This is a genomic window from Mycobacterium sp. NTMscope_MAC_12 (assembly GCF_976985675.1).
Window position 1 is genome coordinate 1,086,002 of record NZ_CDRJYY010000001.1, and the last position, 19,216, is coordinate 1,105,217.

At 66.5% G+C, this 19,216-nt stretch carries 15 protein-coding genes; 6 read left to right on the top strand and 9 right to left on the bottom strand.

Features of this window, described 5'->3' with window-relative positions:
• Positions 1 to 16: 16 nt before the first annotated feature.
• From AC0KS4_RS05220 to AC0KS4_RS05230, 3 genes are read left to right on the top strand one after another with little or no spacing between them, the layout of a single operon-like run.
• Positions 17 to 673 carry a TetR/AcrR family transcriptional regulator gene (locus AC0KS4_RS05220; RefSeq protein WP_225326627.1) on the top strand — a complete coding sequence of 219 codons (657 nt, stop codon included), beginning with the start codon at positions 17 to 19 and terminating at the stop codon, positions 671 to 673.
• Positions 660 to 1,337, top strand: coding sequence for an ATP-binding cassette domain-containing protein (locus AC0KS4_RS05225; RefSeq protein WP_225326626.1), 678 nt, complete (start codon positions 660 to 662; stop codon positions 1,335 to 1,337). Before AC0KS4_RS05220 ends, AC0KS4_RS05225 begins: the two co-directional genes overlap by 14 nt.
• A 3-nt stretch (positions 1,338 to 1,340) precedes the next feature.
• Positions 1,341 to 3,245, top strand: coding sequence for a YhgE/Pip domain-containing protein (locus AC0KS4_RS05230; protein ID WP_238957473.1), 1,905 nt, complete (start codon positions 1,341 to 1,343; stop codon positions 3,243 to 3,245).
• 8 nt (positions 3,246 to 3,253) lie between these two features.
• On the opposite strand, the gene AC0KS4_RS05235 is transcribed toward AC0KS4_RS05230, so the two are convergent.
• Together AC0KS4_RS05235 and AC0KS4_RS05240 are read right to left on the bottom strand one after the other, a co-directional pair.
• Positions 3,254 to 4,411, bottom strand: coding sequence for a Zn-dependent alcohol dehydrogenase (locus AC0KS4_RS05235; protein WP_238957474.1), 1,158 nt, complete (start codon positions 4,409 to 4,411; stop codon positions 3,254 to 3,256).
• Positions 4,408 to 5,640 (bottom strand): cytochrome P450, encoded by a 1,233-nt coding sequence (locus tag AC0KS4_RS05240; RefSeq protein WP_225326623.1) that lies wholly within the window; start codon positions 5,638 to 5,640, stop codon positions 4,408 to 4,410. Before AC0KS4_RS05240 ends, AC0KS4_RS05235 begins: the two co-directional genes overlap by 4 nt.
• 260 nt (positions 5,641 to 5,900) lie before the next feature.
• Here AC0KS4_RS05240 and AC0KS4_RS05245 point away from each other — a divergent pair, with 260 nt between their 5' ends.
• The 3 genes from AC0KS4_RS05245 to AC0KS4_RS05255 all read left to right on the top strand — a co-directional run bounded on the left by AC0KS4_RS05245 (position 5,901) and on the right by AC0KS4_RS05255 (position 9,472).
• Positions 5,901 to 6,857 carry an alpha/beta hydrolase gene (locus AC0KS4_RS05245; protein WP_225326622.1) on the top strand — a complete coding sequence of 319 codons (957 nt, stop codon included), beginning with the start codon at positions 5,901 to 5,903 and terminating at the stop codon, positions 6,855 to 6,857.
• Positions 6,858 to 7,079: 222 nt separating this feature from the next.
• Positions 7,080 to 8,231, top strand: coding sequence for an acyl-CoA dehydrogenase family protein (locus AC0KS4_RS05250; protein ID WP_225326621.1), 1,152 nt, complete (start codon positions 7,080 to 7,082; stop codon positions 8,229 to 8,231).
• A complete protein-coding gene (locus tag AC0KS4_RS05255) occupies positions 8,228 to 9,472 on the top strand; it encodes an acyl-CoA dehydrogenase family protein (protein WP_238957475.1) in 1,245 nt (414 codons plus the stop codon). Before AC0KS4_RS05250 ends, AC0KS4_RS05255 begins: the two co-directional genes overlap by 4 nt.
• On the opposite strand, the gene AC0KS4_RS05260 is transcribed toward AC0KS4_RS05255, so the two are convergent.
• The 7 genes from AC0KS4_RS05260 to AC0KS4_RS05290 all read right to left on the bottom strand — a co-directional run bounded on the left by AC0KS4_RS05260 (position 9,469) and on the right by AC0KS4_RS05290 (position 19,181).
• Positions 9,469 to 11,436 carry a SpoIIE family protein phosphatase gene (locus tag AC0KS4_RS05260; RefSeq protein ID WP_225326619.1) on the bottom strand — a complete coding sequence of 656 codons (1,968 nt, stop codon included), beginning with the start codon at positions 11,434 to 11,436 and terminating at the stop codon, positions 9,469 to 9,471. The genes AC0KS4_RS05255 and AC0KS4_RS05260 overlap by 4 nt on opposite strands.
• 406 nt (positions 11,437 to 11,842) lie before the next feature.
• Positions 11,843 to 13,051: an amidohydrolase family protein gene (locus AC0KS4_RS05265; protein ID WP_225326618.1), complete on the bottom strand. Its 1,209-nt coding sequence runs from the start codon at positions 13,049 to 13,051 to the stop codon at positions 11,843 to 11,845.
• Between the two features lie 81 nt (positions 13,052 to 13,132).
• Entirely contained in the window at positions 13,133 to 14,164 is a 1,032-nt protein-coding gene (locus tag AC0KS4_RS05270; RefSeq protein WP_238957476.1) for a hotdog fold thioesterase, read from the bottom strand.
• A gap of 278 nt (positions 14,165 to 14,442) precedes the next feature.
• Positions 14,443 to 15,951: a class I adenylate-forming enzyme family protein gene (locus tag AC0KS4_RS05275; protein ID WP_238957477.1), complete on the bottom strand. Its 1,509-nt coding sequence runs from the start codon at positions 15,949 to 15,951 to the stop codon at positions 14,443 to 14,445.
• A 34-nt stretch (positions 15,952 to 15,985) separates the two neighbouring features.
• Positions 15,986 to 16,921, bottom strand: coding sequence for an acyl-CoA dehydrogenase family protein (locus AC0KS4_RS05280; protein WP_225326615.1), 936 nt, complete (start codon positions 16,919 to 16,921; stop codon positions 15,986 to 15,988).
• The gene (locus tag AC0KS4_RS05285; protein ID WP_238957478.1) at positions 16,918 to 18,075 is read right to left on the bottom strand and encodes an acyl-CoA dehydrogenase family protein; all 1,158 of its coding nucleotides are present in this window, start codon (positions 18,073 to 18,075) and stop codon (positions 16,918 to 16,920) included. The genes AC0KS4_RS05280 and AC0KS4_RS05285 overlap by 4 nt, the downstream gene beginning before the upstream one ends.
• Positions 18,072 to 19,181 carry an acyl-CoA dehydrogenase family protein gene (locus AC0KS4_RS05290; protein WP_238957479.1) on the bottom strand — a complete coding sequence of 370 codons (1,110 nt, stop codon included), beginning with the start codon at positions 19,179 to 19,181 and terminating at the stop codon, positions 18,072 to 18,074. Before AC0KS4_RS05290 ends, AC0KS4_RS05285 begins: the two co-directional genes overlap by 4 nt.
• Positions 19,182 to 19,216 lie beyond the last annotated feature (35 nt).

A 19,216-nucleotide genomic window follows, 5' to 3' on the forward strand; every position in this document is an offset into this window, starting at 1 on the left:
TTCGATACCGTCGAGTATGCTGCTGACCATGTCCCCTGTCAAGCCGCACCGAACCCGCCCCACCCGCGGCGAGGTTCGCGACCGGATCCTGGACGCAGCGTCGAAGGTTTTCGCCGCCGAAGGCTTCGCCGGGGCCACCATCGATGCCATCGGCCAGGCCGCAGGTTTCACCAAGGGCGCGGTCTACTCGAATTTCGAATCCAAAGACGAGCTGTTTTTGGCCCTGCTCGACCGCGAGTTCGAGCTCCGCGGTGAGCAGATCGCCACAGCGCTGGACAGCAGCGGTGGCGACACCGGTGCGGCCGCACGGGAATTGAGCCGGTCATGGCTGGACGCAGTTCGCGACCATTCCGACTTCTACGTGCTGTTCGTCGAATACTGGCTGCGCGCCCAGCGTGACCACCAGCTGCGCGAGCGTCTCATCGAACGCCGCCGCGCCGCCGCCGCCGACCAAGCGGTGCACATCGTCAAATCGAGCCCGTCCGTGGCGTCCGATCGAGAGCTGGCCGACCTCGCCCAGCTCGTCGTCACGATCAACCTCGGCGTGGCGATGGAAGAGGTCCTGCGTCCCGGGACCATCAACCCCGACCTGCTAGCGCAGCTGGTCACCGCGGTGCTGGAATCTATCCGGGCTTCCGCCGGTCAGGAAGGACCTCACCATGGATGCGAATGACGGGCCGGACGCGGTGGCGCCGGTGATCATCGCCCGCGGGTTAGGCGTCGACGGCGAGCACGGCCCCCTATTTTCGGATATCGATCTCGCCCTCACACCGGGTTTTCACGCTATCCAGATGCCCGGCGGGCCGGGGCAGACCACGCTGCTGCTGACGCTCGCGGGGCGTTTCAGGCCGAGCCACGGCACGCTGACCGTCCTCGGCGAAACAACCCCGCGCGCGATCCGCCGGCAATGCTCGATCGCGGCCTTCGACGACATCGACGAGCTGGAGGATTCGGTGACCGTGGAGACCGTGCTCGCCGAGCAACGACGGTGGCTGGCGCCGTGGTATTCATCGGTGCCGCTTCAATCGGGTCCGGCCGAGCTGACCGAGGTCTTCGGCGAGATGACCCCCCCGTCCGGCGACACCTACATCGTCGAATTGTCAGACCTCGAACTGTTTCTGCTGCGCATCACGCTCGCGTTGTTGTCGAATCGTCCGATCCTGGTGGTCGGCGACCTCGAACAGGTTCGTGACAATTCCCGGCGAACGGTCGCGGTCGACAGGCTCGGCGTGATCGCGGAGCAGCGCACCGTCGTCGTCGGGGTGACCAACCCGCTCGGCACGGACTCGCCCGACCACGAACTACACGATCACCGCATCCCGACCGGAGAGGGCTGAACGATGTTGGCTGGACTGGCCTTTGGCTCGGAGATCAAACGTTTCGGCCGTAGCCGATTGACGCGCGTGGCCATCGTCGTACTGATGCTGCTGCCCCTGGTGTACGGGGCGCTGTACCTGTGGGCGTTCTGGGATCCGTTCGGCCACACCAACAAGATGCCGGTGGCGCTGGTCAACTCCGACCGCGGCGCCGTCGTATCCGGGCAGCAGTTCAATGCCGGCGCGGAGATCGCCAAGAGCCTGACCGCGGACGGCGGCCTTGACTGGCACGTCGTGGACTTACCGGAGGCACGCAACGGAGTCGACCACGGCAAGTACTACTTCATGGTCGAATTACCGCCAGATTTCAGCGCGGCCGTCGCGTCGCCGGTGACCGGGCAACCCAAGAAGGCCAACCTGATCGCCGTCTACAACGACGCCAACAACTACATCTCGACGAGTATCGGTCGTACCGCCATCGGCCAGGTGCTCAACGCGGTATCCAGCCGGATCTCGGGACAGGCCGTCAATCAGATGCTGTCGGTGGTGGTTTCGTCGGGATCAGGTATCAAGCAGGCCGCAGACGGGGCCGCGCAACTCGATGACGGCGCGGGCCAGCTGGTGGGCGGCCTGGACACCGCGCGGTCCGGCTCGGCAACGCTTGCCGCTGGTGCCAAGCAACTGTCAGACGGAATCAACCAGGCCACCGACCCGCTGCTCGCGGTGACCAAGGCGGTGTCGCAAATCGGCGGCAGCACGCAGCAATTGCAACAGGGCGCAGCCGCACTTGCGCAGGCCAACGACCAGCTCGGTACCATCGCCGCGGCGCAGGATGCCGCCGCAAACTCGCTGTCATCGGTGATCGATCAGCTCTCCGCGCGACAGGATCCGCTCGCGAACAACCTGCGCGGCATCCAGGATCAGCTCCGGGGTCACCAGTTCACACCCCAGATCCGCCAGCAACTCACCGATGCGCAGAACGCGGCGATCGCCATGACATCGGGGCTGCGTAACCCAGGCAGCCCCCTCGGGTCGGCGCTCGACCAGGTCGGCAGCAAGGGACAGGAGCTGACGAACAAGCTCACCCAGCTGCGCGACGGAGCCCAGCAAGTCGCCACCGGCAACGCCGAATTGGCCGGTGGCATTGCCAAGCTCGACGACGGGGCACGACAGCTCAAGGCGGGATCGGCCGAGCTGGCGACCAAACTCGCCGACGGGGCCAAGCAGGTACCCAACTGGACAAGCCAGCAAAAGGATGCGGTTGCCGACACAATTGGTGGTCCGGTGCAACTCGAGGCCTCGCATGAGAATGCCGCGCCCAACTTCGGCACCGGGATGGCTCCGTTCTTCCTCACGCTCGCCTTGTTCTTCGGTGCGTTGGTGCTGTGGATGGTGCTGCGGCCCTTGCAGTCTCGCGCGATCGCGGCGGAAGTGCTCGCGTTCCGCGTGGTCCTCGCCAGCTACCTGCCCGCCGCCGCGATCGCGCTATTCCAAGCGGTCATTCTCTACTGCGTGGTCCGGTTCGCCCTCGGTATGCACGCCGTCCATCCGGCGGCCATGCTGGGGTTCATGGTGCTGATTTCCAGTGCGTTCGTAGCCGCAACGCAGGCGATCAACGCGCTTGTCGGTCCAGCGGTGGGCCGGGTGCTGATCATGGCTCTACTCATGTTGCAGCTCGTCAGCGCGGGCGGCATGTATCCCGTGGAAACCACGTCACGGCCATTCCAGATCCTGCACCGCTTCGACCCGATGACCTATGGCGTCAACGGGCTCCGGCAGCTGATCCTCGGCGGCATCGACGCGCGGCTATGGCAGGCGATCATCGTGCTGGCCGGGATAACCGCTGCCGCACTGGCGATCTCCTGCCTGTCGTCGCGACGAGACAGGGTCTGGAATCTCAGTAGGCTGATCCCCGCGATCAAGATGTAAGCAGGGCTTCAGCCGATCCCGAAATCGATGATGCCCCGGACGATTTTGCCGTTGAGCAGATCGTCGTAGGCGTCGTTGACCTCGTCAAGGTGATAGCGCTTGGTGATCATCTCGTCGAGCTGCAACTGACCTGTCTCATACAGCCTCGCCAACCTGGCGATGTCGGCCTTCGGGTTACATGAGCCAAAGATGGTGCCCGCCAACGTCTTATTGGTCAGGATGAAATCCTGCAAGTCGATCTTGACGGACCGGGTCAACTGCGACGTCATGCCGGTGAGCACACACGTGCCGCCCTTGCGCGTGAGCCGCACCGCGTCGCGCACGTCGTCGGCGGTGATCAACGACGGTGAGACCACCACGGCGTCGGCCATCACCCCGTAGGTCAGACCCCGCACCAGGTCCAGCGCCTCGGCGGTCGTCGCCACGCTGTGCGTCGCACCGAATTGCAAAGCCGATTTCTGTTTGAAGTCAACAGGATCGACGGCCACGATCTGGGCGGCGCCGTTGATGCGGGCACCCTGGATGGCGCCCGTGCCGATCCCGCCGACGCCGATCACCACGAGGGTATCGCCCGCACGCATGTTGGACCGGTTGGCGACGGAACCGTATCCGGTCGGGATGGCGCAGGACAACAGCGCGCTCGACGTCAGTGGCAGATGTTGCTCGATCTTCACCAGTGAATTCGTCGAGACCACGGTGTGTTCGGCGAAGGCGCCGATCTTGGAAATATGACCCAACTTCCGGCCGTCGGCGGTGTGGTGGCGGAACGTGCCGTCGGTCGGCATTCCCGGAACCATGGTGCCGATGCCCTGGTCGCAGAGGTACTCGATTCCACTGGCACACCAACGGCATTGGCCGCACACGGCGACGAAGGACATCACCACGTGGTCACCCGGCGCGACATCGGTGACGCCGGGGCCGACCTCACGCACGATGCCGGCGCCTTCGTGGCCGCCGATCGTCGGGAACATGGTCGGCAGCCCGAGGGATCGCATCACCTCATTGGGCGCCGACATGTCGCCTTTGAGGATGTGGTCGTCGGAGTGGCACAGGCCGGCGGCGGCCATCTGCACCAGGACTTCGCCGGCCTTGGGCGGGTCCAGTTCGAAATCTTCGACGGACCACGGGCCGCCAACGTCGTGCAGGATCGCTGCGCGGCTTTTCATGCGGCGGGCGTGAAGGTGACCGGAAGCTTGTTCGGCGACCGGAATGTGAGCCCGACGATCTTGGACTCCTCCCCGGTTCCGTCGTCGGGCACGAACGCCAAATCCTCGACGCGGTCGAACAGGCTGTTCAACATGACCCGCGTTTCCAGTCGCGCCAGATGCATGCCGAGGCACATGTGAATGCCGCCCGCGAAGGCGATGTGGGCCTGGCGCGGGCGGCAGATGTCGAACGTGTTGGGGTCGCTCCAGCGGCTCTCGTCGCGATTGGCCGAACCCATACACATGTCGATCTGGGCGTTGGCCGGGATTGTCTTACCGCCGATTTCGACCTCCTCGGTCGTGGTGCGCATGACCATGGTCAGTGGCGTTTCGAAACGCAGGCCCTCCTCGATCGCCATCGGCAGCAACGACCGGTCCCGGCGGACCATCGCCAGCTGCTCGGGGTGGGTCAGCAGCAGATAGAGCAGATTGCCCGACGAACGGTACGTGGTTTCCAGGCCGGCGGGAAGCAGCAATCGCAAGAAGGAGATGATGGCCTCGTCGGTGAGCTTCTCGCCGTCGATCTCCGCGGCGACCAGGTCGCCGATGATGCCATCGGTGAGCTTGCGCCTGCGCTGCTCGACCTGTTTGAGGAAATAGTCGTAGAGCTCCGTGGCGGCGTTCAACCCCGCCTCGATGTCGGTCGGGATCGAGATGAGGTCGAGCGATAGGCGGCGGAACAGGTCGAGATCTTCGGCGGGCAGACCGAGCAGCGTGGAGATGATCCGCGTCGGGAACTCGAAGGTCACCGCCTTCACCAGGTCCGCCTGGCCCTCGTTTTGGATTTCTTCGACGAGCTGATCGCACACCGGCCCGATGACCGATGGCTCCCACCGCGCCAGGGCGGTGGCGCGGAAGGCTTTGGCCACCAGATTGCGATGGTCGTGGTGTTCCCTGCCGCCCATCGCCAAAATGGTGTGTCCCATCACCAGCCCGATGGTCTTGTCGTAGGCGGCCGACGTGAAGACCCGGTCATCGCGAAAAGCCTGGGACACACCGTCGTAACCGAACAGGACCCATTCGTCGTCGGGCCGCAATTCCTCCGGCAGCTGCCCGGAATCGGCCAGGGAGCCATGCCAGACCGGGTCCGTGTGCCGCATGTATTCGAAAAAGGGATAGGGGCTGGTTTCGCCGGTGAAGTCGAGCGGGGGGACCACGGGCTGACCGTTCGGGTCAGTGCTGAGCGTCATCAGCGCTTCCTCCTGGAAACAACCGAGTAAGGCCGTTCGCGCGGACCGATTGACGACCGCCCGCTAGTCCACGGCGGGTTTGTACCGAGCGGAATTTAGCTATCATAGTATAAATAGCAACGAAGCCCAACGGCTTGCTGCGATCGTCGCGTCGGGAGTCTTCTCGCGCCGATGCCTACCTCGTCTGCCTCCGGCGAAAAGCTCAGGTCTACCTTGAAGGTGGTTTAGCGTGCATGACGAGCCGGAGAAATTGAGTAGGTATGACACAGACGAACCTGGCCCGGCCCCATGGCCTCACCCGCATCGACCCGGTATTGCGCGATGCCGCCGTTGAGTTAGGCGTCTTCGAGTTCCGCGCCGAGACGTTGGCCGCCGAGCGGGAGCACGCCAACCTGCTGGCCGCCCAGCGCGCCGCGGCGGCCGACACCGCTGGCGTCTTGATCGACTCCCGATCCATTGCCGGGCCGGGTGGCCAGTTGGGGCTTCGTTTGTACCGCGGCCGCACCGAATCCGCCGCGCCCCTGGTGGTGTACGCGCACGGCGGCGGGTTCGTCACCGGGAACCTGGAGACAGACCATGCGCACTGCGTGGAGCTGGCCCGCGACGGCGGCTGTCTGGTGGTTTCCGTCGACTACCGGCTGGCGCCCGAAAATCCGTGTCCGGCCGCGCTGGACGACGTCGAAGCGGCCTTCCGCTACGCGGTCGACCACAGCGCGGAGCTGGACGCCGACGCCAGCCGCATCGCGGTCATGGGCCGGGACGCCGGCGCGGCGCTGGTCGCGAGCCTGACCCAGCGCATGTTCGACCAGGAAGGTCCACCCATCCTGATGCAGATCCTGCATCAGCCGATGCTCGACTCCGATGCCACGCCGTCGCGTCGCGAGTTCCAGCGCACCCCGGGTCTCAATGGTCCGGCCGTTAGCCGGGCCTGGAACCACTACCTCGGCCACGCCAGCGCCAGTGGGCAACACGTCCCCGCGCACCGGGCGAACCTCGAGGGGCTGCCACCCACGTTCGTCAGCTGCTCCGAAATCGATCCCTGCCGAGACGAGGCCATCGACTACGCCAATCGGCTGCTGCATGCCTACGTCCACACCGAACTGCATGTGATTGCGGCGACCTTCAATGGCTTCGACTCGATGGTGCCGGATTGGATTGTTTCCCAGGAGAACCGGGCGCTGCACGCCCAGGCGGTACGCCGTGTGTTCGCCATGTAGGAAGGGCTCGTCCGGGTAGACCCGGGCGGTTTCCGCGATTCCCCGAGGCGCACGTTCGGCACGGTTTTTACCGACCGAACTCCGGTATCTCTTACCGTATCGCCCGTTGCTAACATCGGAATCGCCAGCCAACCGAGGACCGATCGGGCGGATGATCAAATACCCAAACCGTTTCCGTTGCACCCGCAGCGATCGAATGTCAAGAAGGATCCCCTCGGCGCCATGACCACCATCGACTCTCCCGAAAAGATCCTTTTCACCTCGACCACCCAAGCCTTTCTCGAAAAGGAGGCGCCGCTGCGTCGGGTGCGGGAGCTACACGCCGAGGGCGCGTCGTTTGACCCCGCGTGGTGGCGGCGCGCCGCGGAGCTCGGCTGGGCGGGGCTGCTCGTCCCGGAGGAGCTGGGCGGGGGAAGCGTGTCGGAGAGCGGGTTTGCCGACCTGGCGACGGTCGCCGAGCAACTCGGAAAGACGGTGGCGCCCGGGCCGCTGTATCCGGTCAGCACCGTCCTGTCGGCGCTCGCCGACTGCACGAACTCGGCCGCGCACAGCGACGCCATCGAGGCGCTGATAGCGGGTGAAACGGTGGCGTCGTGGGCGGTTTGTGAGCCCGGCCAGGGGTGGGCGCCGCTCGATCCCTCGGTGACGGCCACCGAGACCGACGCCGGCTACCGCATCGACGGCATCAAGGACCGCGTCGAGGCGGGCGCCCAGAGCGCGGCGCTGCTGGTGGTGGCGCGCAGCGGGGCGAATGCCGCTGAGATTCGCCAGTTTCTGGTCCCGACGGACGCGTCCGGCGTCAGCATCGAGCCCCAGCAGTCGGTGGACCTGGTCAAGCAATACGCGCGCGTGCGTTTCGACGGTGTCGTCGTACCACGGTCCGCGGCGGTCGGCACCGCCGACGAGACGGCCGCGCTGGTCGATCGACAAAGCCAGATAGCCCAGGTGTTGCAATGCGCCGAGGTGGTCGGCGTCCTGCAGACGGTGTTCGACTTCACCACCCAGTGGGCGCTGGACCGGCACACATTCGGCCGGCCGCTGGCGTCGTATCAGGCCCTCAAACACAAGTTCGCCGATATGAAGCTGTGGCTGGAGGCCTGCCGGGCCACCACGTGGGCGGCGGTGGACGACGTGGCCGCCCGCGCGCCGCAAGCGGGTTTGTCGGCCAGCATCGCGAAGTCCTACGTGGGGGAGATGGCCGGCCAGATCGTCCAGGCCTGCGTGCAGATGCACGGCGGCATCGGCGTCACCTGGGAGCATGACCTGCACCTGTATCTTCGCCGGGTTGCGTTGTACCGCGGCATGTTTGGGACGCCGGAGGAACATAACCTGCGGGTGTACGAGTTCGAAAAGGCGGGTCGTTCGGACAGATGACGCAGACCGAATCCGTCGCAGAGTTCGCCGCCCGGGCCAGGGCATGGCTGGCCGACAACATGCCCGCCATCGACCGCGACTCCCCGCCACCGGCCCCGCGTGACGATGCACGGGCGTGGCTGCGGGCGCGAGAGCTGCAAAAGCGCTTGTACGACGGCGGTTTCGCCGGCATCTGTTTTCCCCGCGAGTACGGCGGGCTGGGGCTGGACTACGAATACCAGCAGGCATTCGACGCCGAAACCCTGGACTACGAAATGCCCTTGATCCTCAACACCCCGACGTTCACCATCTGCTGTGCGACGCTGCTTGACACCGGCAGCGAAGACCAGAAGAAGCAGCACATCGCCGCGGCGCTGCGCGGCGAAGAGGTGCTGGTGCAATTGTTGAGCGAACCCAGCGGCGGATCGGATCTGGCCGGCGTGCTCACCCGGGCCGAACGCGACGGCGACCGTTGGATCATCAACGGCGCCAAGACCTGGAGCACGAGCGCGTTCGCCGCCGATTACGGCCTGTGCCTGGCCCGCACGAATTGGGATGTGCCCAAGCACGAAGGCCTGACCATGTTCCTGGTGCCCATCGCTCATCCGGGAATCACGTTGCGGCACATCACCATGCTGAGTGGTTCCACCGAATTCTGCGAGGAGTTCCTCGACGGAGTCGACGTTGGGGACGACGCCGTTGTCGGGGAGGTCAACGGCGGCTGGGCGGTGGCCTCGCGGCAGCTGTATCACGAACGGCGGGCGGTGGGGCAGGGCTCGGAGTTCGCCAGCGGTGGCGGCAGCGAGGGCGGCAACGCGATCCCGGTCGATTACGTGAGCCTCGTGGAGAAGACCGGACAAGCCGACGACCAACGCGTGCGCGAGAAGGCCGGCCGCGTCCTGGTGCACCGTGCCGTCGCCGAGCAGTTGATCGGCCATGTGTACCGCAGTGTCAGGGACGGCGTCCTGCCGCCGGCGGCCGGAACGCTCATCAGATTGTTTCACTCCGAGACCGTGACCACGGATGTCGACACCGCGTTGGAGATCGTGGGAAGCGCCGGCGTGGTGGGGGAGCAGGGCGCCGGCCTGGAGGCGGGGTTGCGTTACTTGTCCCGGCAGACGGTCGCGATCGGCGGCGGCACAACGGAAATGGCCCGCAACGTGATCGGCGAGCGGGTGCTGGGCTTCCCCCGTGAATATGCCGCCGATCGCGGGGTGCCGTTCAACCAGGTGCGGCACGGCGAGCGATCCGAGCGGTCTTAGCCTTCGGCCACGACGTTCTCGGCGAGACCGCTGACCACCGGGATCTGCACCAGTGACAAGACGTGGTGCGCAGGGGTTCCTGGCGGGGCCACCAGCACGTACTCGCTGCCCTGTCGTTGCGCCCGCTCCCGCGCGGCGGCGAGAGCGCTGACGCCCGCCGATCCGAGGTGGGTGACGGCGCTGAGATCGATGGTCAACGGTGCGACGCCGGAACGGCTTTCGACCGCGATCTGACGGTCCAGGGTGGACGCGGTGTTGGAATCGACGTCGCCGCTGACCACGATGCGGCCCGGTTCGGTGACCGCGGAGACGAACTCGGAGTCGTGTGCCCGACGACCGGCCGCGCGGCTGATCAGCGAGTCCGTGACGAAGTCCGCCGGCCGCGACAGGTGGTGCCTCACACTGGCGGTCGTTCCATCGGGGCCGTGACTGACGTGCGCGTGTGACACCAAGGCTTCGGCCATGGCGAGGCCGCGGCCGCGGCCGGTCTCGCCTTCGCGGTGATCCTTCCACCGTCCGCGGTCGATCACCGAGACGTGCAGATCGCCATCGCCGGACAGCGTCGCTTCGACGACGACGCCGTCGGAGACCTCGGTGGCGTACCCGTGCTCGACCGCGTTCTCGACGAACTCCGAAATCGCGTGCACGACATCGGAGATGTCGTCCGCGTCGGCGCCGATCTCCGACAGCCACTGCCGCAGCCGATTGCGTACCGTGCGGGCGGTCTGCAGCGTGGCGTCCAGCGTCATGTTCAGCGGCGCGGGCGGTGTGCGGCGCTGCGCCGCAAGGAGCGTCACGTCGTCGCTGTAGCCGGTCGACCGCAGCAGTAATTCCAGTGTCTCCGAACAGATTCGGTCGACCGGTCGCTCCGATGATGCGATGACAAAGCCGCGTTGCCCTCCGGCGATATTCGCGGCCAGCTCGGCGAATTCGGCGGTGCTGGCGCCCAGTGGCCGGCCGGGTCGCTCGATCAGGCCGTCGGTGTACAGCAGGATCGAGTCGCCCACGTCAAGGAATTCGGTGCGGACCGGAAAGCCGGTGCCGCTGCCGAGCGGGCCCGCGCCGGAGGGCTCGAGATAGCGCGAGGTCGCGTCCGACGTCACCAGCAGCGGTGGTGGGTGACCAACGGTGCAGTACCGGAATTCGCCGGTGCCGAAGTCGAGCGCTCCGACGCAAATCGTGGCCGTGTTCGACCCGGGCACGTGCTTGCGGAATCGGTCGACGGCCTCGAGCGCCTCGGCGATCGGATATCCCGCAACGACCTGCATCCGCAGTGCGGTCCGCAGTTGCGACATCACCGCGGCCGCTTCGACACCATGGCCGACGACGTCACCGACGACGAGAACCAGCCTGTCCCCCAGGGGAATCGCATCGAACCAGTCGCCACCGGCCGCGGTGTCTTCCGTGGCGACGAGATACTGCGCGGTCACGTCCGCGCCGGGAATGACGGGCACCGACGGCGCCAGCAACGCCTGCTGCATGACGGTGGCGGAATCGCGGACGTTGCGGTACCGCTCGGACAGCTCCTCGAGGCGCGCTTCGGCCGCCATCCGCATTTGCACCCGGTCCGTGACGTCGGTGAACGCGAGCTGCACGCCCTCGATCGTGCCGTCCTGGGCGTGGCGCGGCGAGACGATGAAGTCGAAGAAGTGTTCCTGCGCTCGGCCCGCGCCTTCGAAGTCGGCTTGGACCCGCCACTCTGTTCCTGACTGCGGCTCGCCCGTCTGGTACACCCGGTCGAACATCTGGATGATTTCCTGGCTCACAAGCTCGGGATAGACGTCGCGGGCCAGCAGGCCGATCGAGTCGAGGGGAGGACTGAGGATGCGGTAAGCCGCGTTGACCGCGACGAATCGGTGGTCGGGCCCCTCGAGCCCGACCAACAGCATGGGGACATGCTCGAAGACGCGCCGTACATCGTCGGCCGCACCAACGGTTCTGTCCCAGTCCTTTTCGGCCACCATCTGGCCGTTCCTCCTCGCAGTTTCGACGGGCCTGCGGGCAATCAGAGTCGTAAACCGGGTCAAATGAGTTGACTTATTCAGCGCACGTAGGTGTTCAGATTAGCAATGGTATTAGTTGCATACCGCAACGGTTTGATACCGGAGTGTTATATCGCCGAATCCGGCGACAGGCAAAATTGACGTCGCCGCAAATCGCGATAGCCGTCGACGCGGGTGCGCGCGTGCGGAAAGGGCTTGCCCGAGTGCGTCATCGGCAGCGTCATGCGAATTCGTCGCGCCGTGTCCGCAGGTGCATTCCGGAAGGCCGGTTACGCGTTGCCGGGCGAGCGAGTTCGCGATGGGTCACCCAAAACTACAGGCGCACAAAATATTTCGGCCGACCTACCGGACGGCGCCGGGCACCCGATCAGGCCGAGACGGGCTTTTTTGAAGCCGGCGCGGAAACCTTCATCAGCTTCATCAGGTTGCCGCCCATGATCTTTGCCTTGTCCTCGTCGCTGAAGTCGGCCAGCTCGTCGACGAAGGTGATCGGGTCTTTCAAGCCCTCGGGGTGCGGCCAGTCCGATCCGAAGACCACCCGGTCCGTGCCCACCATGTTGACGATCTCGGTGAACCGGTCCTCCCAGAACGGGCTGACGTACACGCACCGCTTGAACGTCTCGATCGGGTCCTCGGCGAACGCTTGCGGCATCTTCTTGTAGACGCCCTTGAGGCCCCGGAACAGGGTCGGCACCCAGTCGGCGCCATTCTCGATCGACAGTATCCGCAGGTCAGGGTTGCGGGTCAGCGCGCCATGGCAGATCAGGGCGCCAAACGCGTCCTCGATCGGGCGATGGCCCATGGCCAGGCTGCGGAAGGCGGTCGGCTTGAACGGCAGGAACTCGTCGCCCGGCTCCCAGATGTTGAGCAACTCGGAGTAGCCGCTATCCGAAGCGTGCATCGAAACGGGGATCTCGGCGCGCACGCAGGCCTGCCAGAACGGATCGAACTCTTCGAGCCCGAACGACCGGCTGCCGCGGTAGCCGGGCACCGGCGCCGGACGCACCAGGACGGTGCGGGCGCCGCGCTCCAGGCACCACTGCAATTCCTCGAGCGCGCGGTCGACGATCGGCAGGGTGATCACCGGGGTGGCGAAGATGCGGTCCTGGTAGTTGAACGACCACTGCTCGTACATCCACTCGTTGAGCGCGTGGATGACGTCATGGGTCATCTCCGGGTCGTCCTTCATGCGCTCCTCGACGAGGCTGGCCAGTGTCGGGAACATCAGCGCGAAGTCGATGCCGAGTTCGTCCATGACCTCCAGGCGTGCGCCCGGTTCGCGGAAGGCAGGGATGGCTTTCATTGGCTCGCCGAGGATTTCGCGGTAGCTCTTGCCCTGCGAGCCGTGGCGGAAGTAGTCCTCCTGGGCGCCCGGGCGGGCCACCACTTCGAACGTCGGGTTCGGGATGTATTCGCTGATGTGGCCGCGCACAACGATCTTGGTGCGGCCGCGGACCTGGACGTAGTCGATGACGTTCTTGCGTTTGTCCGGCAGGAACTTGGTCAGCGCTTCCTGCGGCTCGTACATGTGATTGTCCGCGTCGAAAACGGGGAAGGGAAGCTCGCGAGACGGCATGGCGATCTCCTTGCAAAGATTCTGAATTCTCACTGCCCGGTAACGACGTTACCACTCCTGGGCAACGAGGTATACCCGCGCCTACCCGTCCGCCTGCGGCCCGATGGTCGGCGTTGTGCCGTTGATGATGGCGAAGTTCACGGTGGCGGTGGCGAGCAGTTCGTCGTCGCCGTCCCCGAAGATGTCCACCTGCATCACCATCGCCCGCCGTCCGGATCGCAACACCTTGGGCACCGCGAACGCCGCGCCCTGCCGGACGGGTCGCAGGTAGCGGACAAACAGATCCGAGGTCGTCATCGTGGTGCCGGGCTCCAAATACTCCAGCCCGAATTGCCCGCCCGCCACGTCCACCAGCGTCGCGATCAGGCCCCCCTGCAGGGCGCCGGACGTGTTGACCACCTGCGGGCTGACCGGCATGGTCATGGCGAATTCACCGTTGTGGCTTCCCGGGCGCATGCCGATCTGAGCGAACAGCTCGGCCAGCGACGGGACCGTCGACTCTTCGTCGGTTTCGCGGATGCCGAGGGCGCGGCTGCAGAAGTCGTAGAGGTGGCCGGTATCGACGGGTGCGCCGTTCAATTCCGAACCCAGCCAATGCAATCGCTGCGCGCCCATCACCGTCTGCATGACGATGGCGGCCGACGCGCCGACGTCCAATCCGGGGTTGAAGACCCCTTCGGTGATGCCCTGCCCGACGATGTCGCGAATCAGCCGGTGCAACGGTGAGAGCACGCGGGCGTAATCGCGGGGACGGGTCTCGGCCAGGTGCTGGTTGTACAGGGTCAGCGCCCGATTCAGGCTGTCCTGGGTGCTCGATTCCGGTTGCTGGCTGAGCCGGTCGATCAGCAATTTCAAGGCCGAAGTGCTGTCCAGCCCCTCGGTCTCGGCGCGCCACGCCTGCACCGATTGGGCGATGGTTCGGTCGAACAGCGCCAGCAGCAGTTCGTCCTTGCTGGCGAAGTGTTGGTAGAAGGCCCGCAGCGAAGTCTTGGAGCGTGCCACGACCTCCTGCACGGTGAAGTCGGTGCGTCCCGTTTCCCCCAGAATCGCGACGGCGGTCTTGATGAAGCGGTCGCCGCGCGTCACTTCGGCTTCGTCATTAGGGGCGGTCATCGGCGCTGGTCCCTTCCGTGGCGCAATCCTTGCGCTCCGAGAATGAGGTTACCGCGCTTCGTGGCGTGTCCGCGATGCCCAGACCGGACGCCGTCCTCCCTGGTGGCGGTGCACCGCCCCGCCGCACGCAAATCGACCGGGCCGACCGCCATTTTCACGGTGCGTTTGTTGACGTCACATTTGATTTTGCGGTCATTGAAATTCTCGACGCGGGCGAATATGCCGGCCGGATGCGCAGGTGTGCCCGCCACTGCCGTTGCCGACCAACGGTCCGACGCTCAGCCGCCGCGGGCCTCGATCATCGCCGAGCGGTTGACCTTCGTCGCGGCGGTGCGCGGTATCGCGTCGACGAATTCGACCGTCTTGGGCGCCTTGTAGGGGGCAAGGCGGCTCTTGGCGTACGCGATCACGTCCCGTTCGGTGAGGGGCTCGGCGCCGTCGGCGTCGGCGCGCTGGATCACCGCGTGCACGCGGCGCCCCCACTGCGGATCGGCAAGGCCGATCACGACGACGTCGGCGATTCCGGGGTGGCCGGCGAGCGCCGACTCGACTTCGGCCGGAAAGACATTGGCGCCGCCGCTGACGATCATGTCCACGCGGCGGTCCACGATGTAGAGAAAGCCGTCCTCGTCGAGGTGGCCCATGTCCCCGGCGGAGCGGAAGCCGTCCTCCGTCGACGGAAGCGGGGGCGCCCCACCCAGGTAGCGGTACCCCGCGCTCATCGGCGCTCGCAGGTACACGTCCCCGTCCTCGCCGGGTCCCAGCGGCCGCTTCTCGGCGTCCAGAATGCGGATCTCGGTGTCCCGGAAACCGCGACCCACGCTGCCCGGGTGGGCAAGCCACTCGTCGCCGCGCAGCGCGGTGAGCCCCAGGTTTTCGGTCATGCCGTACGCCGTCACGATCTGCTCCGGGCTGAGCAGTTCGAACCAGGTGTGCAGCAGCGACGGCGGCATCACCGCGGCGCCCTGCAGGATGAACACGATGCTGGACAGGTCGCGCTCCCGGACGTCGGGCCGGGCCGCGATGCGCGCCAGCATGGTGGGCGTCGCGGTGAAATTGGTGATCCGGAAGCGCTCGATCACGTCGAGAGCCAATGCGGCGTCGAACTTTTCGAGTATCACCAGATGGTCGCCCGCCAGCAGCATGAGGAAGGTGGCGAAGCCGTTGGTGTGATACATCGGCGCGGGCACCATGATCGTCTGCGGCTGGGAAACCGGTGTCCAGTTCGACAGGAACGGTTCGCCCTGCTGGGGGATCCACAGCGACGGCGCCAGGTTCAGGATCACCTTGGGCACGCCGGTGGAACCGCTGCTGCAGATTCCGTTGGCGGTGGGGGAGACCGCCACCGGCAGGGGACCGTCGGACTCGCCGGCCGCGCGGGTGTCGAGTTCCCAGCGGCTCTTTTCGTCGACGACGACGACGGGATCGATCACCTCGCGTACCCGGTCGCGCTCCCACTCGGGAAGATCCCAGTGCATGGGCACCGGAACCGCGCCGCTCTTCCAGCACCCCAGCGTCGCCAGCACAAGATGCGCGGAGTTCGGGATGGCAAGGGCGACAAGGGAACCGGTCGCGGCGCCGTTGGCGGCAAGGGCCCGGCCCCACTGGTTGGCGCGGGCGTCGAGCTCACCGAATGTCAGCGTTTGCGCGGTGCCGTCGAGCGCCACGATCGTGACGCCGGTATCGTCCGGACGTTGTTCGGCGAGCTCTTGCAGCTTGGTTCCGAACGGAACTCCGTCCGCGAACGGGTTTTCCGCCGCGTCGGCCGCGACGGGTTCGCTACTCACCTGCGCCGTTCCTCCTCAATCGTCGTGCGGCGGCTCACGCGGATACCGGCTCGCTGAACAGCGTCTCCAGCGACCCGTCCGACACGCTGGGGATCAGGCGCAGGGCGAGTTCCTCGGTGCCCAGCGGCAACCGGATCAGCGGCTGGGTGTGCCGGTCGAGCACGCTGACGTCGGACTCGTCGCAGAAACCCAGGGCTCCGAGTAACTGGTGCGACGTGCGCATCACCTGCCGCGCGGTGTCGGCGGCTTTGAGCCGAAGGACCAGGGCGTCGGCCGAATGGATCTGCGACGGCAGCGATTCGGGTCGGCAGATCGTATATTTCGCGAGTTCGTGCAGCCCGCGCACCGCGACGGCGGCGTCCGCGACGGCAAACCTGACGGCCTGAAAGTCCGCGAGCGGCTTGCCGAACTGAATCCGGGCGCGCACGTGTTCGGTGACAATCTGCAACGACTGCTGCACCGCTCCCAGAATCCGCCATGATCCCAGCACGAGATGAAGATTAACGTCGGCGGCTCCGACGCTTCCCTCGGGTGCGCCCAGGGTGGCCGGAACCAGGAACGGCCCCAGCTTGGCGCCGGTCCGCGCCGCCGGCTGCGGCCGGTACCGGTTGCCGTCCAGGTCCGCGGCGATCCAGTCGCCGGCCAGATCTCCGTGGTCGATGCGCGGGGCCTTCGGATTCACCAGGGCCAGGCGCGCGCCGTCGATCGACAGCAGCTCCTCCACCAGTGGATAGGGCAGCACTGTGGCGCCGGCGGCCTGGCACAGCACCGCGGCAGCCAGCAGATCGTCCGGGGCCGAGCGCACGTCGAGGTCGAACGCGCCCACCTCGTTCAACGCGGCGCGCGCCGCGTCGCGGACGGTGTCGTCGGCCTCGGCGCGCAGCGCGGCCGGCGGTCCACCCAATCGGGTTAGTCGCTTGCCCGCGACCGCGGCGAAATCGCTGATGTCTTGTGGCAGATCGGTTTTCATCGACTTCCTCCCAACACGTCCCGTGCCACCAGCATCTTCTGCACTTCGATGGTGCCCGATGCCACGGTGGCCGCCTGTGCGTAACGCCAATGGTCTTCGATCGCCCCGTGCAGTGGCGCGGAGCTGCCGCTGTCCAGCGCCGTGGGGCCCAGCACGTCGAACAGCAGCTCGGCGACCTGCTGATCGAGGGTCGTCGTGACGATGCGGGCGGCGCTGGCGGCCGCGCCCGCCGCCGGATCGTCCTGCAGTGACACGGCGCGATAGGCCAGCAGCCGGGCGACGCGCAGGTCGACGAGCGCCCGCACCCACCGGGTGCGAATCGTCTCGGGCAGCTCGTCCCATTCGTCGTCGAGCCGGCTGCGCATCCGTTCGAGCAGCGACTCGCACCGCGCGTACCGGGCGATGCCCACCCGCTCGAAGGCCAGCGCTTCGCGCATCACCCGCCACCCGTCACCGACCTCACCGAGCACGTCGCCGGGAAACGCCTGCACGTCGTCGAGGAACATCTCGTTGAGGTGGTGCGGCCCCAGCATCGACGGGATCGGCCGGACGGTGAAACCGGGGCGGTCCATCGGGATCAGAAACAGGGTGAGCCGCTGGTGTTTTGGGGCGTCTGGGTCGGTGCACGCCGCCAGCACGCACCAAGAAGCCATCAGCGCATAGGACGTCCACACCTTCTGGCCGGTGATGCGCCAACCGTCGCCGTCGGGAACGGCGCGGGTGCGCAACGACACCAGGTCGGTGCCGGCCTCGGGCTCCGAAAAGCCTTGGCACCAGATGACGTCCCCGGCGGCGATGGCCGCCAGGTGCTTGGCTTTCTGTTCCTCGGTCCCGTAGCGCATCAGCGCCGGACCGACCCAGTTGATCCCCATGTACTGCGGACCGCGGGGCTCATGTTGGGCCCACATCTCCTCGCGCAGCACCGTCTGCTGCCAGACCGAACCACCGCCGCCGCCATGCTCTTTCGGCCACGCCAGCGCGAGCAGTCCCTCGGTGGCCAGTAGTTTGCAGAACGTCTCGGTGGTGGCGAGGTCCTGCGGGTTTTCGGTGCACGCGCCGAGGAAGTCGGCGGGGATGTGGTTGGCTACCAGCTCGCGCAGGTGGCTTCGCAGTTGTCCGGCGTCGTCGCCGAGGTCGTAGTCCATCGTGGTCATCCCTTCGGCAGTCCGAGCAGCCGCTCGGCGATGATGTTGCGCTGCACCTCCGACGTGCCGCCGTAGATGGTCGCGGCCAGCGCGTCCTGACGTTCGAACAGCAGGTCCGGGTCGGCGGCCGACTCCGGGCCCGCCGTGGCCGCGCCCAGTTCCCAAACACGCTGCAACGTAAGCGATCCGAGCAGCTTCATGGTGTCGGCTTCCGGGCTGGGCCGCCCGGCCAGTTCGTTGCCCAGCGCGCGATATCCGGTGGCCCGCAAGGCTTCGGCGTCGGCGAGCAGCGAGCCGAGCTCGGCGTAGGCGTCGCGGCCCAGGCCCGTGCCGGAGCGAACCGCGTCGAGCCCGCGTTTGATCTCGACCCAGTTCATGATCCAGATCATCTGGCGTTCATGCTGCAGCGACGACAGGGCGACATTCCAGCCGCCGTTGAGCGGCCCCAGCAGATTGTCGGCCGGCACCTCGACGTCGTCGAGGAAGACCTCGCAGAATGTTTCGTCGGAGATCGAGGCCATGCGGATGGGCTCGATCCTGACGCCGGGCGCGTGCAGGTCCAAAATGAGGCACGAAATGCCGCGGTGTTTCGGCGCATCGGGATCCGTGCGCGCATACAGGGTGCACCACCGCGACTCGTGGGCCTGGGTGGTCCAGATCTTGTGACCGTTGACCCGGAACACGTCTCCATCAGGGCCACAGCGTTCGGCGCGGGTGCGCAGTCCGGCGAAATCGGACCCGGCCTCGGGTTCGGACATGCCCAGCGCCCACCACTCGTCACCGCGTAACAGCGGAACGAGCAGCCGCTCGACCTGGGCGGCGGTGCCGAACTGACGAATGCCGGGCGCGGCGACGTTGGGGCCGGCGATGTTGGGCAGTTTGGGCGCAGAGCGCAGCGCGGCCTCGAGCCGGACCTCCATGGCGTCGCGCAAGCCCAGGGACCGGCCGCCGTGCTCGCGAGGCCAGGTCGGCTGGATCCACCCGGCCTCGAAGGCGGCCCGTTGGTAGTCGCGCCGCAGGCCCAGGTCCCACCGGTACTGCCGGTACTTCTCGTAGTAGTCGTCGGGCAGAAACTCCGTCAGCCACCGACCGAATTCCTCAACGACGATGCTCATCGGCACCGCTCCTCCTCATCGCTGCGTCCCCCGCA